A 14,336-nucleotide genomic window follows, 5' to 3' on the forward strand; every position below is an offset into this window, starting at 1 on the left:
GAAATCAATTCCTATCCGTACAAAAAAGGAGCTGATCCGATCCAGCTCCTTTTTTACAGCATTCCGCGTCCTTCTTCCTTTGCCTCCAGACGCGCCAAGCGCTTCTGGTACGCGAGCCCCTCCGCCTTGGAACGCTGGCGCAAAAGGCTCCCCCGCCGCTTCCACTGCTCATAGGCGAGACGGGTGTAGTGCAGCGCCTTTTCCCAGTCCTTGAACTGATGCTCGCACAGCTTTGCCGCCTCGATGTAGACTTCCTCCGGGACATGCCCGGACGCCCCCATGCAAGACTCCCACACCTGCAGAGCTCTTGCCCATTCCTTCCGCTTTTTGTACAAGTGCCCGACCGCCAGCTTCGCCCGCACGCTCCACGGGTGGTCGCTGCGCGCAACCGACATGTATGCCTGCATCGCCATCTGGCCATCTCCGAGCGCGTCATACCAACGGGCGATTTCAAATCGTTCCTCGTGAGATACCTCTTCCCGCTCGTACTCCAGCAGCATCCGGGAAATGTGGATGTACAAGGTGATCAGCGACAGCACGTCGATTTCGTTGTGCCGCAACACCCCTTCGATCACGTCCGGATCCTGGGAGTGAAGGAAGTCGAAATAGCGGATCGGGGCCAAATACCCCGGCAAATCGTCCTCCCGCCTGACATCCAGCTTTTCCTGCTCGATGATCGCCAGACGGCACGATTCCAGCTCGGCCTTCCACAATCTCCTCGCCCCGTGCAGCAAATCCAGATGGCCAAAGGCCGGGAGCGCTTGCACCTGATCGCGGATCAGCGTATGCCGGGTGCGCACCTGCGGCCAGTCGAACGACTTGCCGTTGAAGGTAACCAGATGGGACGACTGCTTGGCCTGTTCCAAAAAGGAATGATACAGCGTCACTTCCGCATGGGGAGCCGGCAAAAAATGCTGCCGGACGACCACTTCTTCCCCTTCGACGCGGCTGTACCCAAGCAGAAAGACGGTATTGCCCGCCCCGCCGGACAGTCCGGTCGTCTCCGTATCGAAAAACAGCAGGTCTTCCGCCCGCCTCCCCGCCGCAGACAGCGGATGCTCCCTGCCAAACGCCTCCCACGCCGCGATCGTCTCGTGCAGCTGGGAAAAGGTGTAGGCTCCGTGCCGTTGTCCGAGGGGAAATCGGACTTCACGGATCATGACGTGCTCATCCTCCCAGACGAACGGCCTCGCCTGCATGCTTTGCCACTTGTCGCTGAAAGGAATGTCGGGATCGACGCGTTGACTGCCGGGTTTCTCCGCCTGATCAGCGGTCGTGGGGAGCTCAAGCGCAGGGTTCTTGTCCTTGTCCGGCTCCAGGGCGAGGTGCCCCTTCATCCGCTGCAGCTTGGACTTAAGAGACATACGCGCTTCCTCCTTGGGCCACGCGCAGGAGTGTCATCGCCAGCTCCTTGCTGCCGTCATCGGTCGCTCCCACGCAAGACGGGCAGCCGGACTCGCACGGGCACGAGACGATCAGGCGCTCGGCCTGCGCGAGAATGGTCTCCATCTCTTTGTACACTTGCTCGGAAAGCCCGATCCCTCCCGGGTAACGATCGTACAAAAAGATCGTCGGCTGCTGGGAATGCACAGCCTTGCGCTGCGGGATGACGTGCAAGTCCATCGGATCGCACATGACGAACAGGGGTGCTACGTGCTGAAGCACATGCGCCAGACCGACCAGCCCCCGCTCCACATCCTCCGTGCCGATTTCCTCCAGCAAGCTATCCGCGAATCCGATCCAGGCGGCATTGGTGTGCAGCTCTTCCTCCGGCAAGTGAATCGGGCCGGACCCGATGTTTTCATGCGTCTCGAACTTGATTTTCTTGAAGATCGTCGCCATCGCGTGCACGGACACTTCCCCGTAGGCAAAAGCGCACAGCCCTTCGCTCCGGTACTGATCCTGCTCCAGCACCTTCAACTGGACTGCCAGATTGGCATCCGTGTAGTAGTCGACCGCAACTTCCCGGACATACGCCTTCTTTTCCTCGTAGTCGAGCTTCTCTACCTGGTACTGCGTCCCTTGGTGCAGGTAGATCGCTTCCTCATGCAGCAGCGTCATCGAGCTGAATCGGTCCATTTCCCCGATGACCCGCTCGTTGCCTCGCTCACTGATGTCGATGATGACCACGTTTTCCTGCGAGGCGGACCGCAGGCTGATGTTGTGCGCCGGGAACGAGTCGTTCATCCAGAACCATTTTCCTTTGGAATGGTGCAGGACCTGCTCCTCCGTCAAAAACTCCAGAATCTCCACGATTTCCGCCCGTCCGAACAGATCTCCCTCCCGAAACGGCAGCTCGTAGGCGGCACACTTCAGATGATCGACGAGGATGATCAGATTGTCCGGGTTGATCCGCGCCGTCTCCGGGCTGCGGTCAAAAAAGTACTCCGGGTGGGAAATGACGTACTGATCCAGCGGCGTGGAGCTGCCGACCATAACGACGACCGACTCCCCCTGCCGCCTACCCGCCCGGCCCGCCTGCTGCCAGGTGCTGGCGACAGAGCCTGGGTAGCCGGTGATGACACAAGCCTGCAGCTGCCCGATGTCCACGCCCAGCTCCAGCGCATTTGTGCTGACGACCCCCATAATGTCGCCGTTGCGAAGTCCCCGCTCGATCTCTCTTCGCTGGCTGGGCAGATAGCCGCCGCGATACCCCTGGATCGTCTTGGGGCCGAGCTTCTTCTTAATGAGCTCTTGCAGGTATGTGAGCAAGATTTCCACGCGGACCCGGCTGCGGGCGAACAGGATCGTCTGGATGCCGTTCACGAGAAACTGCTCCGTGATGTCGCGCGCTTCCAGCGTGGCGCTGCGCCGGATATTCAGCTGGCGGTTGACCACGGGCGGATTGTAGAACAGGAAGTGCTTGATGCCGGCAGGAGCGCCGTTGTTGTCCACCAGCTCCATCGGCTCTTCCGTCAGCTGCTCCGCCAGCTCTCTTGGATTGGCGATGGTAGCCGACGTGCAAATGAACTGGGGATGGCTGCCGTAAAAGGCGCAGATGCGCTTGAGGCGGCGGATGACGTTGGCCACGTGGCTGCCGAACACGCCGCGGTATGTATGCAGCTCGTCAATGACGACGTACTTCAGATGCTCGAAAAAGGAGACCCACTTGGTGTGGTGAGGCAAAATCGCGGAGTGCAGCATGTCCGGGTTGGTAATGACGATGTTCCCCGCCTTGCGCACCATCTGCCTGATGTTGGCCGGCGTGTCTCCGTCGTACGTCTCGGATTTGATGGAAAGGCCCATTTCCGTAATGAGCTCGTGCAGCTCGCTCTTTTGATCCTGTGCCAGCGCTTTGGTCGGGAACAGGTAGAGAGCGCGGGCCTGCGGGTCTTCCGACAGGGTCTGGATGATCGGCAGGTGGTAGCACATGCTTTTCCCCGAAGCCGTCGGGGTCACCGCGACGATGTTCTTCCCGCCCCGCACATGGCGAAACGAGGTCTCCTGGTGGGTATATAGGGAAGGAATGCCCCGCTTCTCGAGGGCTTCCCGGATGCGTTTATCCAATTCATTCGGAAAAGGAACCGTTTTGGCCTCGCGGGCAGGAATCGTTCGCCAGTGCGCGATATTGGCGGAAAACCGCTCGTCCTGACGAAAGCGATCCAGCAGCTCGGCCATGCTTTTTTTCATATTCATCGGCGTCACCTTCTTGCTATCATTTTACGAATGGATGTTCGCGATGTAAACGAATTGTTTTTTTCCAGCCCGCCGGTCACAGATATTTATTCTGGTTAAACCAGGATCCATTTTGTATAATAGAACACTGTATCTAACGGCCCCGACTTTTCTGAAAGGGGAAAGTCATCATTCTACGAAAAAGAGAGGTAACCCTTTGAACATTCAACAATTGAAAACGGATTGGTTCTCCCATGCACGCGGTGACGTATTGGCCGGAATGACTGTGGCCCTGGCTCTGATTCCCGAAGCGATCGCCTTCTCGATTATTGCCGGTGTCGATCCCATGGTCGGACTGTACGCTTCCTTCTGCATTGCTGTGACGATTGCCTTCGCTGGCGGAAGACCCGGAATGATTTCGGCAGCGACAGGAGCCATGGCTTTGCTGATGGTCAACCTCGTGAAGGAACACGGCCTGGAGTACCTGCTGGCAGCGACTTTGCTTACAGGTGTCATCCAGTTTCTTCTCGGCGTTTGCAAGATTGGCCGGTTCATGACCTTCGTTCCCCATTCGGTCGTGATCGGCTTTGTCAACGCCTTGGCGATTCTCATCTTCATGGCGCAGCTGCCGCACTTTGCAGGAGCATCCTGGGTGATGTACGCGATGGTGCTCGGTACGCTCGCGATCATTTACATTCTTCCGCGCTTTACGAAAGCGGTCCCGGCCGCACTGGTCGCCATCGTCGCGATGACCGCCATCGCCATTTTCGGCGGCCTTGATTTGCGCACGGTAGGCGACATGGGGCAGATCACGCGCAGCCTGCCGATGTTTCATGTGCCAGCGGTTCCTTTTACCTGGGAAACGCTGATGATTATTCTCCCGTACTCGTTCCCTCTGGCCCTGGTGGGAATTCTCGAATCGCTGATGACAGCGTCGATCATCGATGAAATGACGGATACGCGCTCCGACAAGAATCGCGAGGTCAAAGGCCAAGGCATCGCCAACCTCGTCAACGGCTTCTTCGGAGGAATGGCTGGTTGCGCCATGATCGGCCAATCCGTCATCAACGTCAAATCCGGCGGCCGCGGCCGCTTGTCTACCCTCGTAGCCGGCGTCTTCCTTCTGTTCTTAATCATGGTGCTCGGGGACGTCGTCCAGCGGATTCCGATGGCCGCATTGGTGGGCGTGATGATCATGGTTTCCATCGGCACCTTCAATTGGCAGTCGATCAAGGACCTGCGCAAGGTTCCCCTGAGCGACTCCCTCGTCATGATCGTGACGGTAGCGATTGTAGTCGCTACCCATGACTTGGCGAAAGGGGTCATCGCGGGCGTCATCCTGAGCGCCGTGATCTTCGGATGGAAAATGGCCCGCTTGAAGTCAACCGAATCGCTCACGTTGTCGGGAGCCAAGGTGTACGCCATCTCCGGTCCGCTGTTCTTCGGAACCATGACGTACTTTATCGAGCAATTCCACTTCACGGAGGATCCGGAACAGATCGTCATCGACCTGAGCCGTTCCCACGTCTGGGATCATTCGGCAGTGGCTGCGATTTCCAAGGTCGTGTCCAAGTATCGGCAGCTCGGGAAGCACGTCTCCATCGAAGGGCTGAACAAAGAAAGCCAGTCGCTGGTCGACCGCATCGGCCTTTCGGTTCCTTCCGGTCATTAAAAAGCTTGGGAAGCCAAGGAATTTGCGGGCGAAAGACAGGAAAAAGCATTCTGCACACGTTTCTGTGTCGGAATGCTTTTTTCACATTTCTTCACGTTTTCCTAGGCACCATGATATTAGTCATTTGTTATAATGGAAGAGGGTGATAGAAGCTATGAACGACTTACTTCAACACGCTTTTCGTATCCGTGCTGCCATGAACAAAATGCAACGAGATATATCCATAGAGATGCAAAAACAATTCGGGATGGATCTGACGAGGCCGCAATGCTATCTGCTGTCGCTGATCTCCAATGAAGAGCCGTGCAAGATCACGCATCTTGCCAAAAAGCTCGGAGTGCGCCCCAGCACCATTTCCACGATGATCAATCGTCTCGTCGATGACGGCTTCGTATCGCGGGAGTACGGCCACAACGACCGGCGCAACGTCCTGGTGTCCATCACGCTGCTCGGCAAAGAAGTGCTGAAGAAAGATGTCGAAAATTACGGCAAAGTGCTTCAGCAATTCATCGGTTCTTTGGAGTCCACCGAATTGGAAACGTTTACGCGAACCTTCGAAAAGATCGCTGCCATCCACGAAGCGAGATGACACACTCGGCCTCGCGGCAATGGAAAAGCCAGCCGGTACCGGAGCTGTCGCGGCGATCCGGCCGGTTGGCTTTGCGCTGGCTCTCCCCCTACGACTCGAACGCTTCCTCCAAAATGGACCGGTAATCCTCGGCGGTGATTGTGCGGACGTTGCTCGGTGTCGAGCCGTTTTTCATCGCCAGCTCCACGATCCGGGGAAAGTCTTCCCTGCGTACCCCAGGCAAATCTTTGAGCTTGGGAATATGCAGGCTCTCGGTGAGGGCACGGATGCCTTCGATCAGCTTGCTGATGGCCTGATCGTCCGAATCCGCATCGGCGGCAAAACCCATGTATCTGCCCAACCGGGCGTGCATCGGCTTGTTCTCCGCAGCGTTGAACTTCAATACATAGGGCAGAAATACCGAGTTGGCTACGCCATGCGGAGTATCGTACAGGCCCCCCAGCGCTTCGGCCAGACAATGCACGGCCGCGACATCGGCAGACCCGAAGCACAGCCCCGCCAGCAGGCTCCCTTCGAGCATCGCGTGACGTGCTTCTTCATCCTGCCCGTTGGCGTAAGCGGCAGGCAAAGCGTCGACGATCGTGCGCATCGCTTGCGCCCCGAGAGCTTGGGAGATCGGATTGGTCACCTTGCAGGTGTAGCCCTCGATGGCGTGCACCAAGGCATCCACCCCCGTGGCAGCCGTGACAGCGGGCGGCACGCTGTACGTCAGCGCCGGATCAAGCAGCGCCAGCGTCGGGCGCAAGGTCTCGTGCTTCAGCGTCATTTTGCGATGCGTCGACGACTCCGTAATTACGGCCGATCTCGTCACCTCCGAACCGGTCCCGGCTGTAGTCGGAATGCAGATGATCGGAGCAATATTTTCGTATGGCAGCCGGCCGTCCGCATAATCGGTGGGCGTCCCGCCATTTGCTCCGCACAGGGCGATCGTTTTCCCCGTATCCATCGCGCTCCCGCCGCCGATTGCCACTACCGCGTCGGCCTTTGCCTCGCGATACAGTGAGGCCCCTTCCAAGCACTCTGTATCGCGCGGGTTTTGACTAAGCGCGTCAAAGAGCGTCACGCGAAAGCCCGCTTCCTCCAGCGCGGCGCGAATAGGGGCCACCAGTCCCGCACGAATGACCCCTGGATCGCTCACCAGCAGGACCGACTTTCCCACGTGCAGAAAACGCAAGAGCTCCGGCAGCTCCTTCGACTTCCCTTTCCCCATCTCGATTCGTGTCTGGCAATGATAACGGTATGCTGGCATGCGTATCCCCCCTGATCTTACTTCCATCATACAGGCGTTGGACAAGCTGCACCAGATTTCTTGCAGAATAGCGGAAATATTTTTACTCCGTTTTGTAACATTCCTTTTTTTTCCACGTCGGAATGGGCAAAGGGGGTTTTTAGAGATGAGAAACAGAATCAAAGCAGGTGCGATCTTCATTTTGACAGCGTCGTTGGTCGGGTGCAGCTCCGGCGGGCAGAGTCACCGGCCTGCCTCGAGCGAGCAAGCCGGAGGACAAAACCAGCTGGCGGCCCGTCCGGAAGCTGAGGCGAGCTATGCTGGTGCACCTTCAGGCAACAAGGCCGACGCCTTCGCTCTGAAAAGGCGTCCGGAGGCTGAGCCGCCCGGCGCAGGCGCCATGACCTTTCAGCATTACGGTACGAATCCGTTTATTTCCACCTCCGAAGACAACCTCTCCACTTTCGCGGCCGACGTCGACACCGGCTCTTACACGGTGACCCGCAGCTACATCCAGGATGGGGAGCTTCCCCCTGCGGATGCCGTCCGCGTGGAGGAATTCATCAATTACTTTCCCGCTGCCTATCCTCCCCCCGCTACCGGCACCTTTGGGATTCACGTAGACGGCGGCCCTTCTCCTTTCGGCCCTGGCTACCAGCTGGTGCGGATCGGGATCAAAGGAAAAGAAATCGTCCCGGAAAACAGGAAGGCCGCCCATCTCGTCTTTGTGATCGATGTCTCCGGCTCCATGGACCAGGAAAATCGACTGGAGCTGGTCAAGAAGAGCTTGCGAGTCCTGGTCGATCAGCTCCAGCCGAGAGACACGGTCGGGATTGTCGTCTACGGATCGGAGGGACGCGTCGTCCTCGATCCTACCTCCGCCGAAAACAGGAGGGCCATCTTGTCGTCCATCGACGCGCTCCGGCCCGAGGGCTCCACCAATGCGGAGGAAGGCTTGCGGCTCGGTTACGAGATGGCGAACCGCTCGTTTGAACGTGGCGCCATCAACCGCGTCATCCTCTGTTCCGACGGCGTAGCAAACGTCGGCGAGACGGACACGGAGGGCATTTTACGCTCCATCGAGGACTACGCCCGAAAGGACATCTACCTCAGCACGTTCGGATTCGGCATGGGCAACTACAACGACGTGCTGATGGAACAGCTCGCGGACAAAGGCCAGGGACAATACTCGTACATCGACACGTTTTCCGAAGCGCGGCGGGTCTTTACGGAAGCATTGACGGGCACCTTGCAAACGATCGCCCGCGATGTGAAAATCCAGGTGGAATTTGATCCGAAAGCGGTGGATCGCTACCGGCTGCTCGGCTATGAAAACCGGGACGTGCGCGACGAGGATTTCCGAAATGACAAGACCGACGCCGGGGAAGTCGGCGCAGGCCACACGGTGACGGCTCTCTACGAGGTGAAGGTGAAGAACGAGGCAGCCTTGAAGCTGGGAGACGTGCGCATCCGCTACCATAACGCCTCCAACAATCAGGTAGAGGAAACGAGCCGGCCCGTGACGGTTCACGCAAAGCTGTCCCCTGATTTGCAGTTTCTCGCTTCTGTCGCCGAGTTTGCGGAAATCCTGCGGGAAAGCGCCTGGGCCGAGGACGGTTCCTTGCGGGATGTGCTGAAGCTGGCGGAAGCCTCCGCAGCGAGCGAAGAGCAACTGGAGTTCGTCCGGATGGTAAAGGATAGCCTCGCGATTCGCAGGCAGTAAGGAAACAAAGGCAGAACCTCCCTGTTTGGCCGCGGGGAGGTTCTGCTTTGCGCGCATTACAGGGTGACGACAGCGGTCATTCCCGAGCGCAGCTCACCGTTCTTGTTTTCCAGGACGACTTTGACCGTGAACATGTCTGTCCCCGCAGAGGCTTTGGGACTGATCCTCTCTACCTTGCCTGTCATGTGCTTGCGAGTCGCTTCTACGGTCACGTCCACCTCTTTTCCCTGCGCAAACCGCTCCAGGTCTTTTTCCGCCACGCCGATTACGACGTACACTTTTTCCGTATTGACGACCGTCATCGCGGCCACGCTCGGGGTGATCATCTCACCGGCATGGATATTCCTTGCGCTCACATACCCTTTGATCGGGCTTTTGACCGCCGCGTTTTTCAGCTGGTATTCGGCATTGTCTACGGATGCCTGCGCCCGCTCGACATTGGCGGCCAACTGGGCGAGCTGCTCGGGCGTCGCGCCATTCTTGGCCTTGTCGTACATCGCCTTCATTTGCTCCACGCCCGCAGCCATTGCCCGCAGCGTCGGCTGTGTCGCCCCTTGCTTCGCCATCGCCAGCTCCTCCTGGCTTTTTCGGTATTGAGCCTCCGCCTGCGAATAGGCGGTTTCGGAATCCTCCCACGCCTGCTTGGAGATGGCACCTTGGCTGTACAGCGATTGCGTGCGTTCCTTTTTCGCGGCTGCCATCTCCCAGTTCGTCTTGGCAGACTCCAGCGCCGCTTCGAGCTGGGCCATTTCTTCGGGACGCTTGCCGTTCTTCACGTCTGCGTACTTTTGAGCGGCCTGCTGCCATCCTGCCTGAGCGTAAAGCAAATCCTCCGTGCGTGCTCCTTTTTTCGCTTCCTCCCACTTCGCTTTGGCCAAAGCCAGATCGGCCTTGGCCATCCGCAGGCTCGCCGCCAGCTCTTCCGACTCCATGTCAAACAGCGGGGCTCCTGCTGCAATCGCATCTCCGGTATCGCCGTACACAGCTGCGACTCTGCCCGCAGTCTTGGCATAGATCGTCACTTCCTCGATCCCCTCCAGCTTTCCGGTAAACGTACGGGGTTGAGCCGTGTCCTCCGCCGCATGCTGTTGCCCCGGGCTCGCTGCGGCGGTCAAAGCCACCGGCTGTACCGACCCGCAGCCCGCAAGTATGATGAGCGCGGCCGCTCCCCAAAGCACGCCAAACCATTTCTGCCCTTTCATTTCCGTTCCACCTTTCTTTATCGATTATTCCAGCATCGCCGGCTGTGTTTTCGGATCTGCCGAAGCTCCAAGCGCGGCTTTGTTTTCTTTCACGAGCAGCATGACGGCGAGCGCCGCCAGCAGGACGAGCGCTGCTGCGAGCAAACTGTCCTGCAAAGCCTGAATCGCAGCGTATTTTTTGACCAGCTGTCCCATGAGCTGCAGGGCGGACGCCGCCGCCTCCTGTACGGACAGCCCTTTTGCGACGTACATTTGCTGCCACTGCTCCAAGGCAGCCGTGACCGGAGGATGCGTCGCGGTTACCTGCTCGCCGGCGTGAACCGCATGCTCCACGCCGCGCCGGGTAAACAGGCTGATCAGTCCGGCGATCCCGATGGAAGTCGCCACCTGCCTCGCAATATTGGTAATGACAGATGCCGCCGGGACTCGCGCGGGATCGCCGACAGCCAGCAGCGGTATTTGCATCGAGGTCATCAGGCACATTCCCAGACCTGCGCCGCGAATGGCAAGCAGCCATCGCAAGGTCGAGACGTTCGTATCCAGATCGACTTGCGATAAAAAGAAGCCCGGCACCGTGCAAAAAATGAGTCCGACCACGATCAGCGGCTTCAGTCCGACCCGCGCGGCGATCACACTGCAGATCGGCGTGACGATGCCCGAAGCAATCGCCTGCGGCAGCATCAGTAGACCGGTATCCATCGCCGTTTTGCCCAGCATGTTTTCCGAGTAGATCGGCAGCAAATAGATCACACCGAAATTGCCGACCATGATCATGCTGTTCACCAGAAGGCCCAACGTAAAATCCCGTTTGGCGAGCAGCCGGATGTCGACCAGCGGATGGCCTGTCGTCAGCTCCCGGAAGACGAACATGGTTCCGCTGACCAGCGCGGCAAGGAGCAAAGAGACGATGAAAAAGGAATCCCAGCCTTTCTCCTCCCCTTTGGTTACCGCCAGCAAAAGGCTGACGAGAGCCGTTGCCGACCAGACGAAGCCGGCCAGGTCAAACGGGTGGTCCTTTTTCACTTCCCCTTCCCGCAAAAAGCGCCAGACCAACAGCATCGCCACGATCCCGAACGGAATGTTGACCGTAAAAATGAACCGCCAATCCAGGTGCTGCACGAAGTAGCCGCTCAGCGTCGGCCCGACAGCGGGAGCGACGAATACGGAGATGCCGAACACGCCCATCGCGGACCCCATCTTTTCGCGCGGCACCACGAGCTGAATCATCGACTGACCGATCGTCATCATCAGCCCGCCCCCTGCCGCCTGGATGATCCGCGCTGCGATCATGCTGCCGTTGCTCCAGGCCAGGCCGCAAAGGAGCGAGCCTACCGTAAACAGAAACAGGCTGGCGAGGTAGCTTTTCTTGATCCCGAACCGCACCCCGGCAAAGCCCGCGAGCGGTATGACGGCCGCCATCGTCAGGGTGTAGCTGGTCACGACCCACTGTATTTCTTCCGTAGAGGCTCCAAACACATTCATCATCTCCGGGATCGCGACGTTGACGATGCTGGTGTCCAGCACGGCCATGAACGTCCCCAGTACGATGGCAAACACGCCGGGCCAAAAGTTTTCCTGCGGCTTCATTCCCCCCACATCCTTATCTCACGTGTATGGTGACCTCGGCATTCAGGCCGGGCTGGAAATCGTACGGCCCTTCCGTAAACGCAATCTTGATGGGAATGCGCTGGGTGACCTTGGTGAAGTTGCCCCCTGCGTTGGCTGGCGGCAGCAAGGAAAAGGTCGATTGGGTCGCCTCGCCGATTTTTGCGACCTTGCCGGCAAACGTGCGGCCGGGATACATGTCGAGGGCGATGTCGACGGGCTGCCCGATCTGGATGTAGCCGGCTTCCGTCTCCTCGACATTGGCCTGCACGTACAACTGCCGCTTATCGACCACCAGCGCGATCGGATTTCCGGCGCCGACCACTTCTCCCTCCTTGGCTGCCCGCTGCAAAATGACTCCGCTGATCGGCGAACGGATCGTGACGTTTTCCACCTGGACGTTGCTCGCGACGTTGACCTGCTCCTGCTCTGCAACGATCTGCCCGCTCTCTACCTCGCTGCCCTCGTCGATTTCCACGCTCTTGAGCTTTCCTGCCACTTTCGGGGCGATCTTGTAAATGTCTCCCGTGACGATCGCATCCTCTGTCTTGACATAAAAATAGCCTTGGTACCCGTAGTACCCGACGACAGCTGCGACCAACGCCCCTGCCGCAAGAAGGATGGCTTTCCGATCCAGTTTCCTTTTTTCCATTCGTGCGTCCCTGCCTTTCATCTTTTACAGACCGACTGGCGGTTTGTTTTCGTTCAAAAAATACGGAGCTTCTGCCAGCTCCTTTGATCCCCTTTTTCTGCGTGGCCATTTACCAAGAAAAGGCCATTCGCTCTGATTGTCATTTTACAAACCGGCAGTCGGTTTGTAAAGGGTTATTTTTCCGTTCAGCCGGATTTGAAGTTTTGCCGCCATCGGATGATGAGATATGCGGCCAGAGCAACCGAGACCGCAATCATCAGCGAGGTCAACCCGTAGTGGCGAATATACACGACGACCTTGAACCATTCTTTTTCCAGCGTTCTGCCCAAAAACAAAAAGGTGATGCTCCAGATCAGCGCTCCTGCGTATGCAAAGCCGGCAAATCGGCGGAATTCCATCGAAGCGATTCCGGCCAAATAGGCCGAAATATGGCGTACCCCGGGCAAAAAGTAACCGACCAGCAGCAAATACGGGCCGTACTTGGTAAACATCCTCTGGGTGGACTCGATCTTTTTCGGCGAGATGTGCAGGTACGGGCCCACTTTCAGGAGCAGCGGCAGCCCCCACTTCAATCCGATCCAATAGCTGATGGAAATGCCAGCCGAAGCGCCCAAAAAGGCACTGATCAGCGTGTACGGCATGTACAGAACCCCGCGCGAAACCGCATACCCAGCATACGTCATCAACACTTCGTCGGGTATCGGGACCCCCACCACGCCAAGCGCCAGCGCAACAAAGATTCCTACGTACCCGTATTTCATCAGAAAGATATCCAGATGTTGTTCCACGGCTACCTCCCTCTCCTTGTCCTTCTACATCTTATTCTCTCCATGTTCCAAGACATGCTGGCTTTTTCTTTCTATTGTAAGAGAAAAAGAGAGGAGAATGCCAACCCCGTCCGCGGCGGCCTTCGACCCAAAGGCGCTTGTCCGGCTATTTCCGCAAAAAACAGCCATCCCGCGGTATCGTCTACCGAAAGATGGCTATCCTCACTCAAGCCGACGGTTTTTCTTCGTCCGCTTCTTGATTTATTGCTGGCTGCTTTTTGCCGAAAAGCTTTTTCCCGAACTTCGCGATGGCCCCAATCAAGACGATAATCAGTACCCAGCCCTTTTTGGCAAAGGCCAGAATCAAGGCCAACAGCCCGAGCTTCTTGGCTGCGGCCAGACCCAATCCGCCGAGGATCAGTCCGGTCAGTCCGTATTCGGCCACCTTGTCTGTCTTCGCGTCAAAGTCGGTGTAGCGATGCCCTTCCTTTACCGTAAAGTTTTTCAGGATGTTCGTGCGCAGCGTTTGCTTGTCCTTTTCCAAATGCTCCTGGTCCGTCACCAAAATAAACGATACATACCCGGTTCGCGTCAACACCTGAAGCTTGTAGTTCAAAAACTTCTCTTTCTGCGCCGTTTCCAGGAGCATCGAGTACTCGAGCTCATGGGTAGTCGCGTCATACACCGGCTTTACGTTCCAGCCGACCACGTGGAATCGGTCCTCTGGCTTCCTCTGCTCGTTGGCTTCTTCCGTCCCGTCTTTGTAGCTCTGGAGCAGCTCGTCCGCATCGATGTCATTTTGCTCATCGTCGCTGATGTGCCCGCTCTCGTCGTATTCCATGTACAGGAGCCATTCTTCCGCCTCGTCCTTTGGCATGACGCTCCCGATTTCCTTTTGTGTGGGAATCTCGCCCACTTGCCGCTCCATCTTGATCGTATCCTCTTTATTCAGGTAGACCATTTCTTGTGGAACCGTGAACAGAAATTTATTCTCCATTTCCACTTTCGTCCCGCTGTCCACCCAGTTGAGCTTGTCCTCTGCCCCAGCTGGAAGAAGCGTTCCGAAAGAGATCGTCATCCCCATGAGAATTGATAGCCATGCTCTTTTTTTCATTTCTGTACCCCTCTATCCTTTTTTTCCTAGAACCACCTTATCTTACATGCAATAGTTTCCTCGTTCAAAATGAAAAGTAGAAAAATGAGAAAAAATGGTAATATTTAACCGGATATTTCTCTTTCAGCATGGTTTAAACCATGACCAATAACCTAGGTAAGTATTGTAA

At 57.3% G+C, this 14,336-nt stretch carries 11 protein-coding genes; 3 read left to right on the forward strand and 8 right to left on the reverse strand.

Annotated features, from left to right (window positions below; genetic code table 11):
• Nucleotides 1-53 precede the first annotated feature (53 nt).
• Both RGB73_RS26665 and RGB73_RS26670 read right to left on the reverse strand, forming a co-directional pair.
• Nucleotides 54-1,364 carry a ribonuclease H-like domain-containing protein gene (locus tag RGB73_RS26665; protein WP_310766165.1) on the reverse strand — a complete coding sequence of 437 codons (1,311 nt, stop codon included), beginning with the start codon at nt 1,362-1,364 and terminating at the stop codon, nt 54-56.
• Nucleotides 1,354-3,636: a DEAD/DEAH box helicase gene (locus RGB73_RS26670; protein ID WP_310766166.1), complete on the reverse strand. Its 2,283-nt coding sequence runs from the start codon at nt 3,634-3,636 to the stop codon at nt 1,354-1,356. The genes RGB73_RS26665 and RGB73_RS26670 overlap by 11 nt, the downstream gene beginning before the upstream one ends.
• A gap of 196 nt (nt 3,637-3,832) precedes the next feature.
• Between RGB73_RS26670 and RGB73_RS26675 the strand changes: the two genes are divergently transcribed.
• Both RGB73_RS26675 and RGB73_RS26680 read left to right on the forward strand, forming a co-directional pair.
• Nucleotides 3,833-5,287, forward strand: coding sequence for a SulP family inorganic anion transporter (locus RGB73_RS26675; RefSeq protein ID WP_310766167.1), 1,455 nt, complete (start codon nt 3,833-3,835; stop codon nt 5,285-5,287).
• Between the two features lie 154 nt (nt 5,288-5,441).
• Nucleotides 5,442-5,876, forward strand: a complete 435-nt coding sequence (locus tag RGB73_RS26680; RefSeq protein ID WP_310766168.1) for a MarR family winged helix-turn-helix transcriptional regulator — start codon at nt 5,442-5,444, stop codon at nt 5,874-5,876.
• Nucleotides 5,877-5,964: 88 nt separating this feature from the next.
• On the opposite strand, the gene RGB73_RS26685 is transcribed toward RGB73_RS26680, so the two are convergent.
• Complete coding sequence (locus tag RGB73_RS26685; protein ID WP_310766169.1) at nt 5,965-7,125, reverse strand: iron-containing alcohol dehydrogenase; 1,161 nt, start codon at nt 7,123-7,125, stop codon at nt 5,965-5,967.
• 145 nt (nt 7,126-7,270) lie between these two features.
• Between RGB73_RS26685 and RGB73_RS26690 the strand changes: the two genes are divergently transcribed.
• Nucleotides 7,271-8,827 carry a vWA domain-containing protein gene (locus RGB73_RS26690; RefSeq protein WP_310766170.1) on the forward strand — a complete coding sequence of 519 codons (1,557 nt, stop codon included), beginning with the start codon at nt 7,271-7,273 and terminating at the stop codon, nt 8,825-8,827.
• Nucleotides 8,828-8,883: 56 nt separating this feature from the next.
• On the opposite strand, the gene RGB73_RS26695 is transcribed toward RGB73_RS26690, so the two are convergent.
• The 5 genes from RGB73_RS26695 to RGB73_RS26715 form a co-directional block, all read right to left on the reverse strand.
• Nucleotides 8,884-10,029: an HlyD family secretion protein gene (locus tag RGB73_RS26695; protein WP_310766171.1), complete on the reverse strand. Its 1,146-nt coding sequence runs from the start codon at nt 10,027-10,029 to the stop codon at nt 8,884-8,886.
• A 24-nt stretch (nt 10,030-10,053) separates the two neighbouring features.
• The gene (locus RGB73_RS26700; RefSeq protein ID WP_310766172.1) at nt 10,054-11,616 is read right to left on the reverse strand and encodes a DHA2 family efflux MFS transporter permease subunit; all 1,563 of its coding nucleotides are present in this window, start codon (nt 11,614-11,616) and stop codon (nt 10,054-10,056) included.
• 13 nt (nt 11,617-11,629) lie between these two features.
• Nucleotides 11,630-12,286 carry an HlyD family secretion protein gene (locus RGB73_RS26705; protein WP_310766173.1) on the reverse strand — a complete coding sequence of 219 codons (657 nt, stop codon included), beginning with the start codon at nt 12,284-12,286 and terminating at the stop codon, nt 11,630-11,632.
• 185 nt (nt 12,287-12,471) lie between these two features.
• The gene (locus tag RGB73_RS26710; RefSeq protein ID WP_310766174.1) at nt 12,472-13,074 is read right to left on the reverse strand and encodes a DedA family protein; all 603 of its coding nucleotides are present in this window, start codon (nt 13,072-13,074) and stop codon (nt 12,472-12,474) included.
• 205 nt (nt 13,075-13,279) lie between these two features.
• Nucleotides 13,280-14,167 carry a DUF2167 domain-containing protein gene (locus RGB73_RS26715; RefSeq protein WP_310766175.1) on the reverse strand — a complete coding sequence of 296 codons (888 nt, stop codon included), beginning with the start codon at nt 14,165-14,167 and terminating at the stop codon, nt 13,280-13,282.
• Nucleotides 14,168-14,336 lie beyond the last annotated feature (169 nt).

Origin of the sequence: Brevibacillus brevis, assembly GCF_031583145.1 — a bacterium.
GTDB lineage: Bacteria > Bacillota > Bacilli > Brevibacillales > Brevibacillaceae > Brevibacillus > Brevibacillus brevis_E.

Bases quoted from the DNA above. Each gene is read 5' to 3' on its own strand.
- RGB73_RS26670 (WP_310766166.1), bottom strand. From the start codon at position 3,636: ATGAATATGAAAAAAAGCATGGCCGAGCTGCTGGATCGCTTTCGTCAG.
- RGB73_RS26685 (WP_310766169.1), bottom strand. From the start codon at position 7,125: ATGCCAGCATACCGTTATCATTGCCAGACACGAATCGAGATGGGGAAA.
- RGB73_RS26700 (WP_310766172.1), bottom strand. From the start codon at position 11,616: ATGAAGCCGCAGGAAAACTTTTGGCCCGGCGTGTTTGCCATCGTACTG.
- RGB73_RS26665 (WP_310766165.1), bottom strand. From the start codon at position 1,364: ATGTCTCTTAAGTCCAAGCTGCAGCGGATGAAGGGGCACCTCGCCCTG.
- RGB73_RS26715 (WP_310766175.1), bottom strand. From the start codon at position 14,167: ATGAAAAAAAGAGCATGGCTATCAATTCTCATGGGGATGACGATCTCT.
- RGB73_RS26705 (WP_310766173.1), bottom strand. From the start codon at position 12,286: ATGGAAAAAAGGAAACTGGATCGGAAAGCCATCCTTCTTGCGGCAGGG.
- RGB73_RS26690 (WP_310766170.1), top strand. From the start codon at position 7,271: ATGAGAAACAGAATCAAAGCAGGTGCGATCTTCATTTTGACAGCGTCG.
- RGB73_RS26680 (WP_310766168.1), top strand. From the start codon at position 5,442: ATGAACGACTTACTTCAACACGCTTTTCGTATCCGTGCTGCCATGAAC.
- RGB73_RS26695 (WP_310766171.1), bottom strand. From the start codon at position 10,029: ATGAAAGGGCAGAAATGGTTTGGCGTGCTTTGGGGAGCGGCCGCGCTC.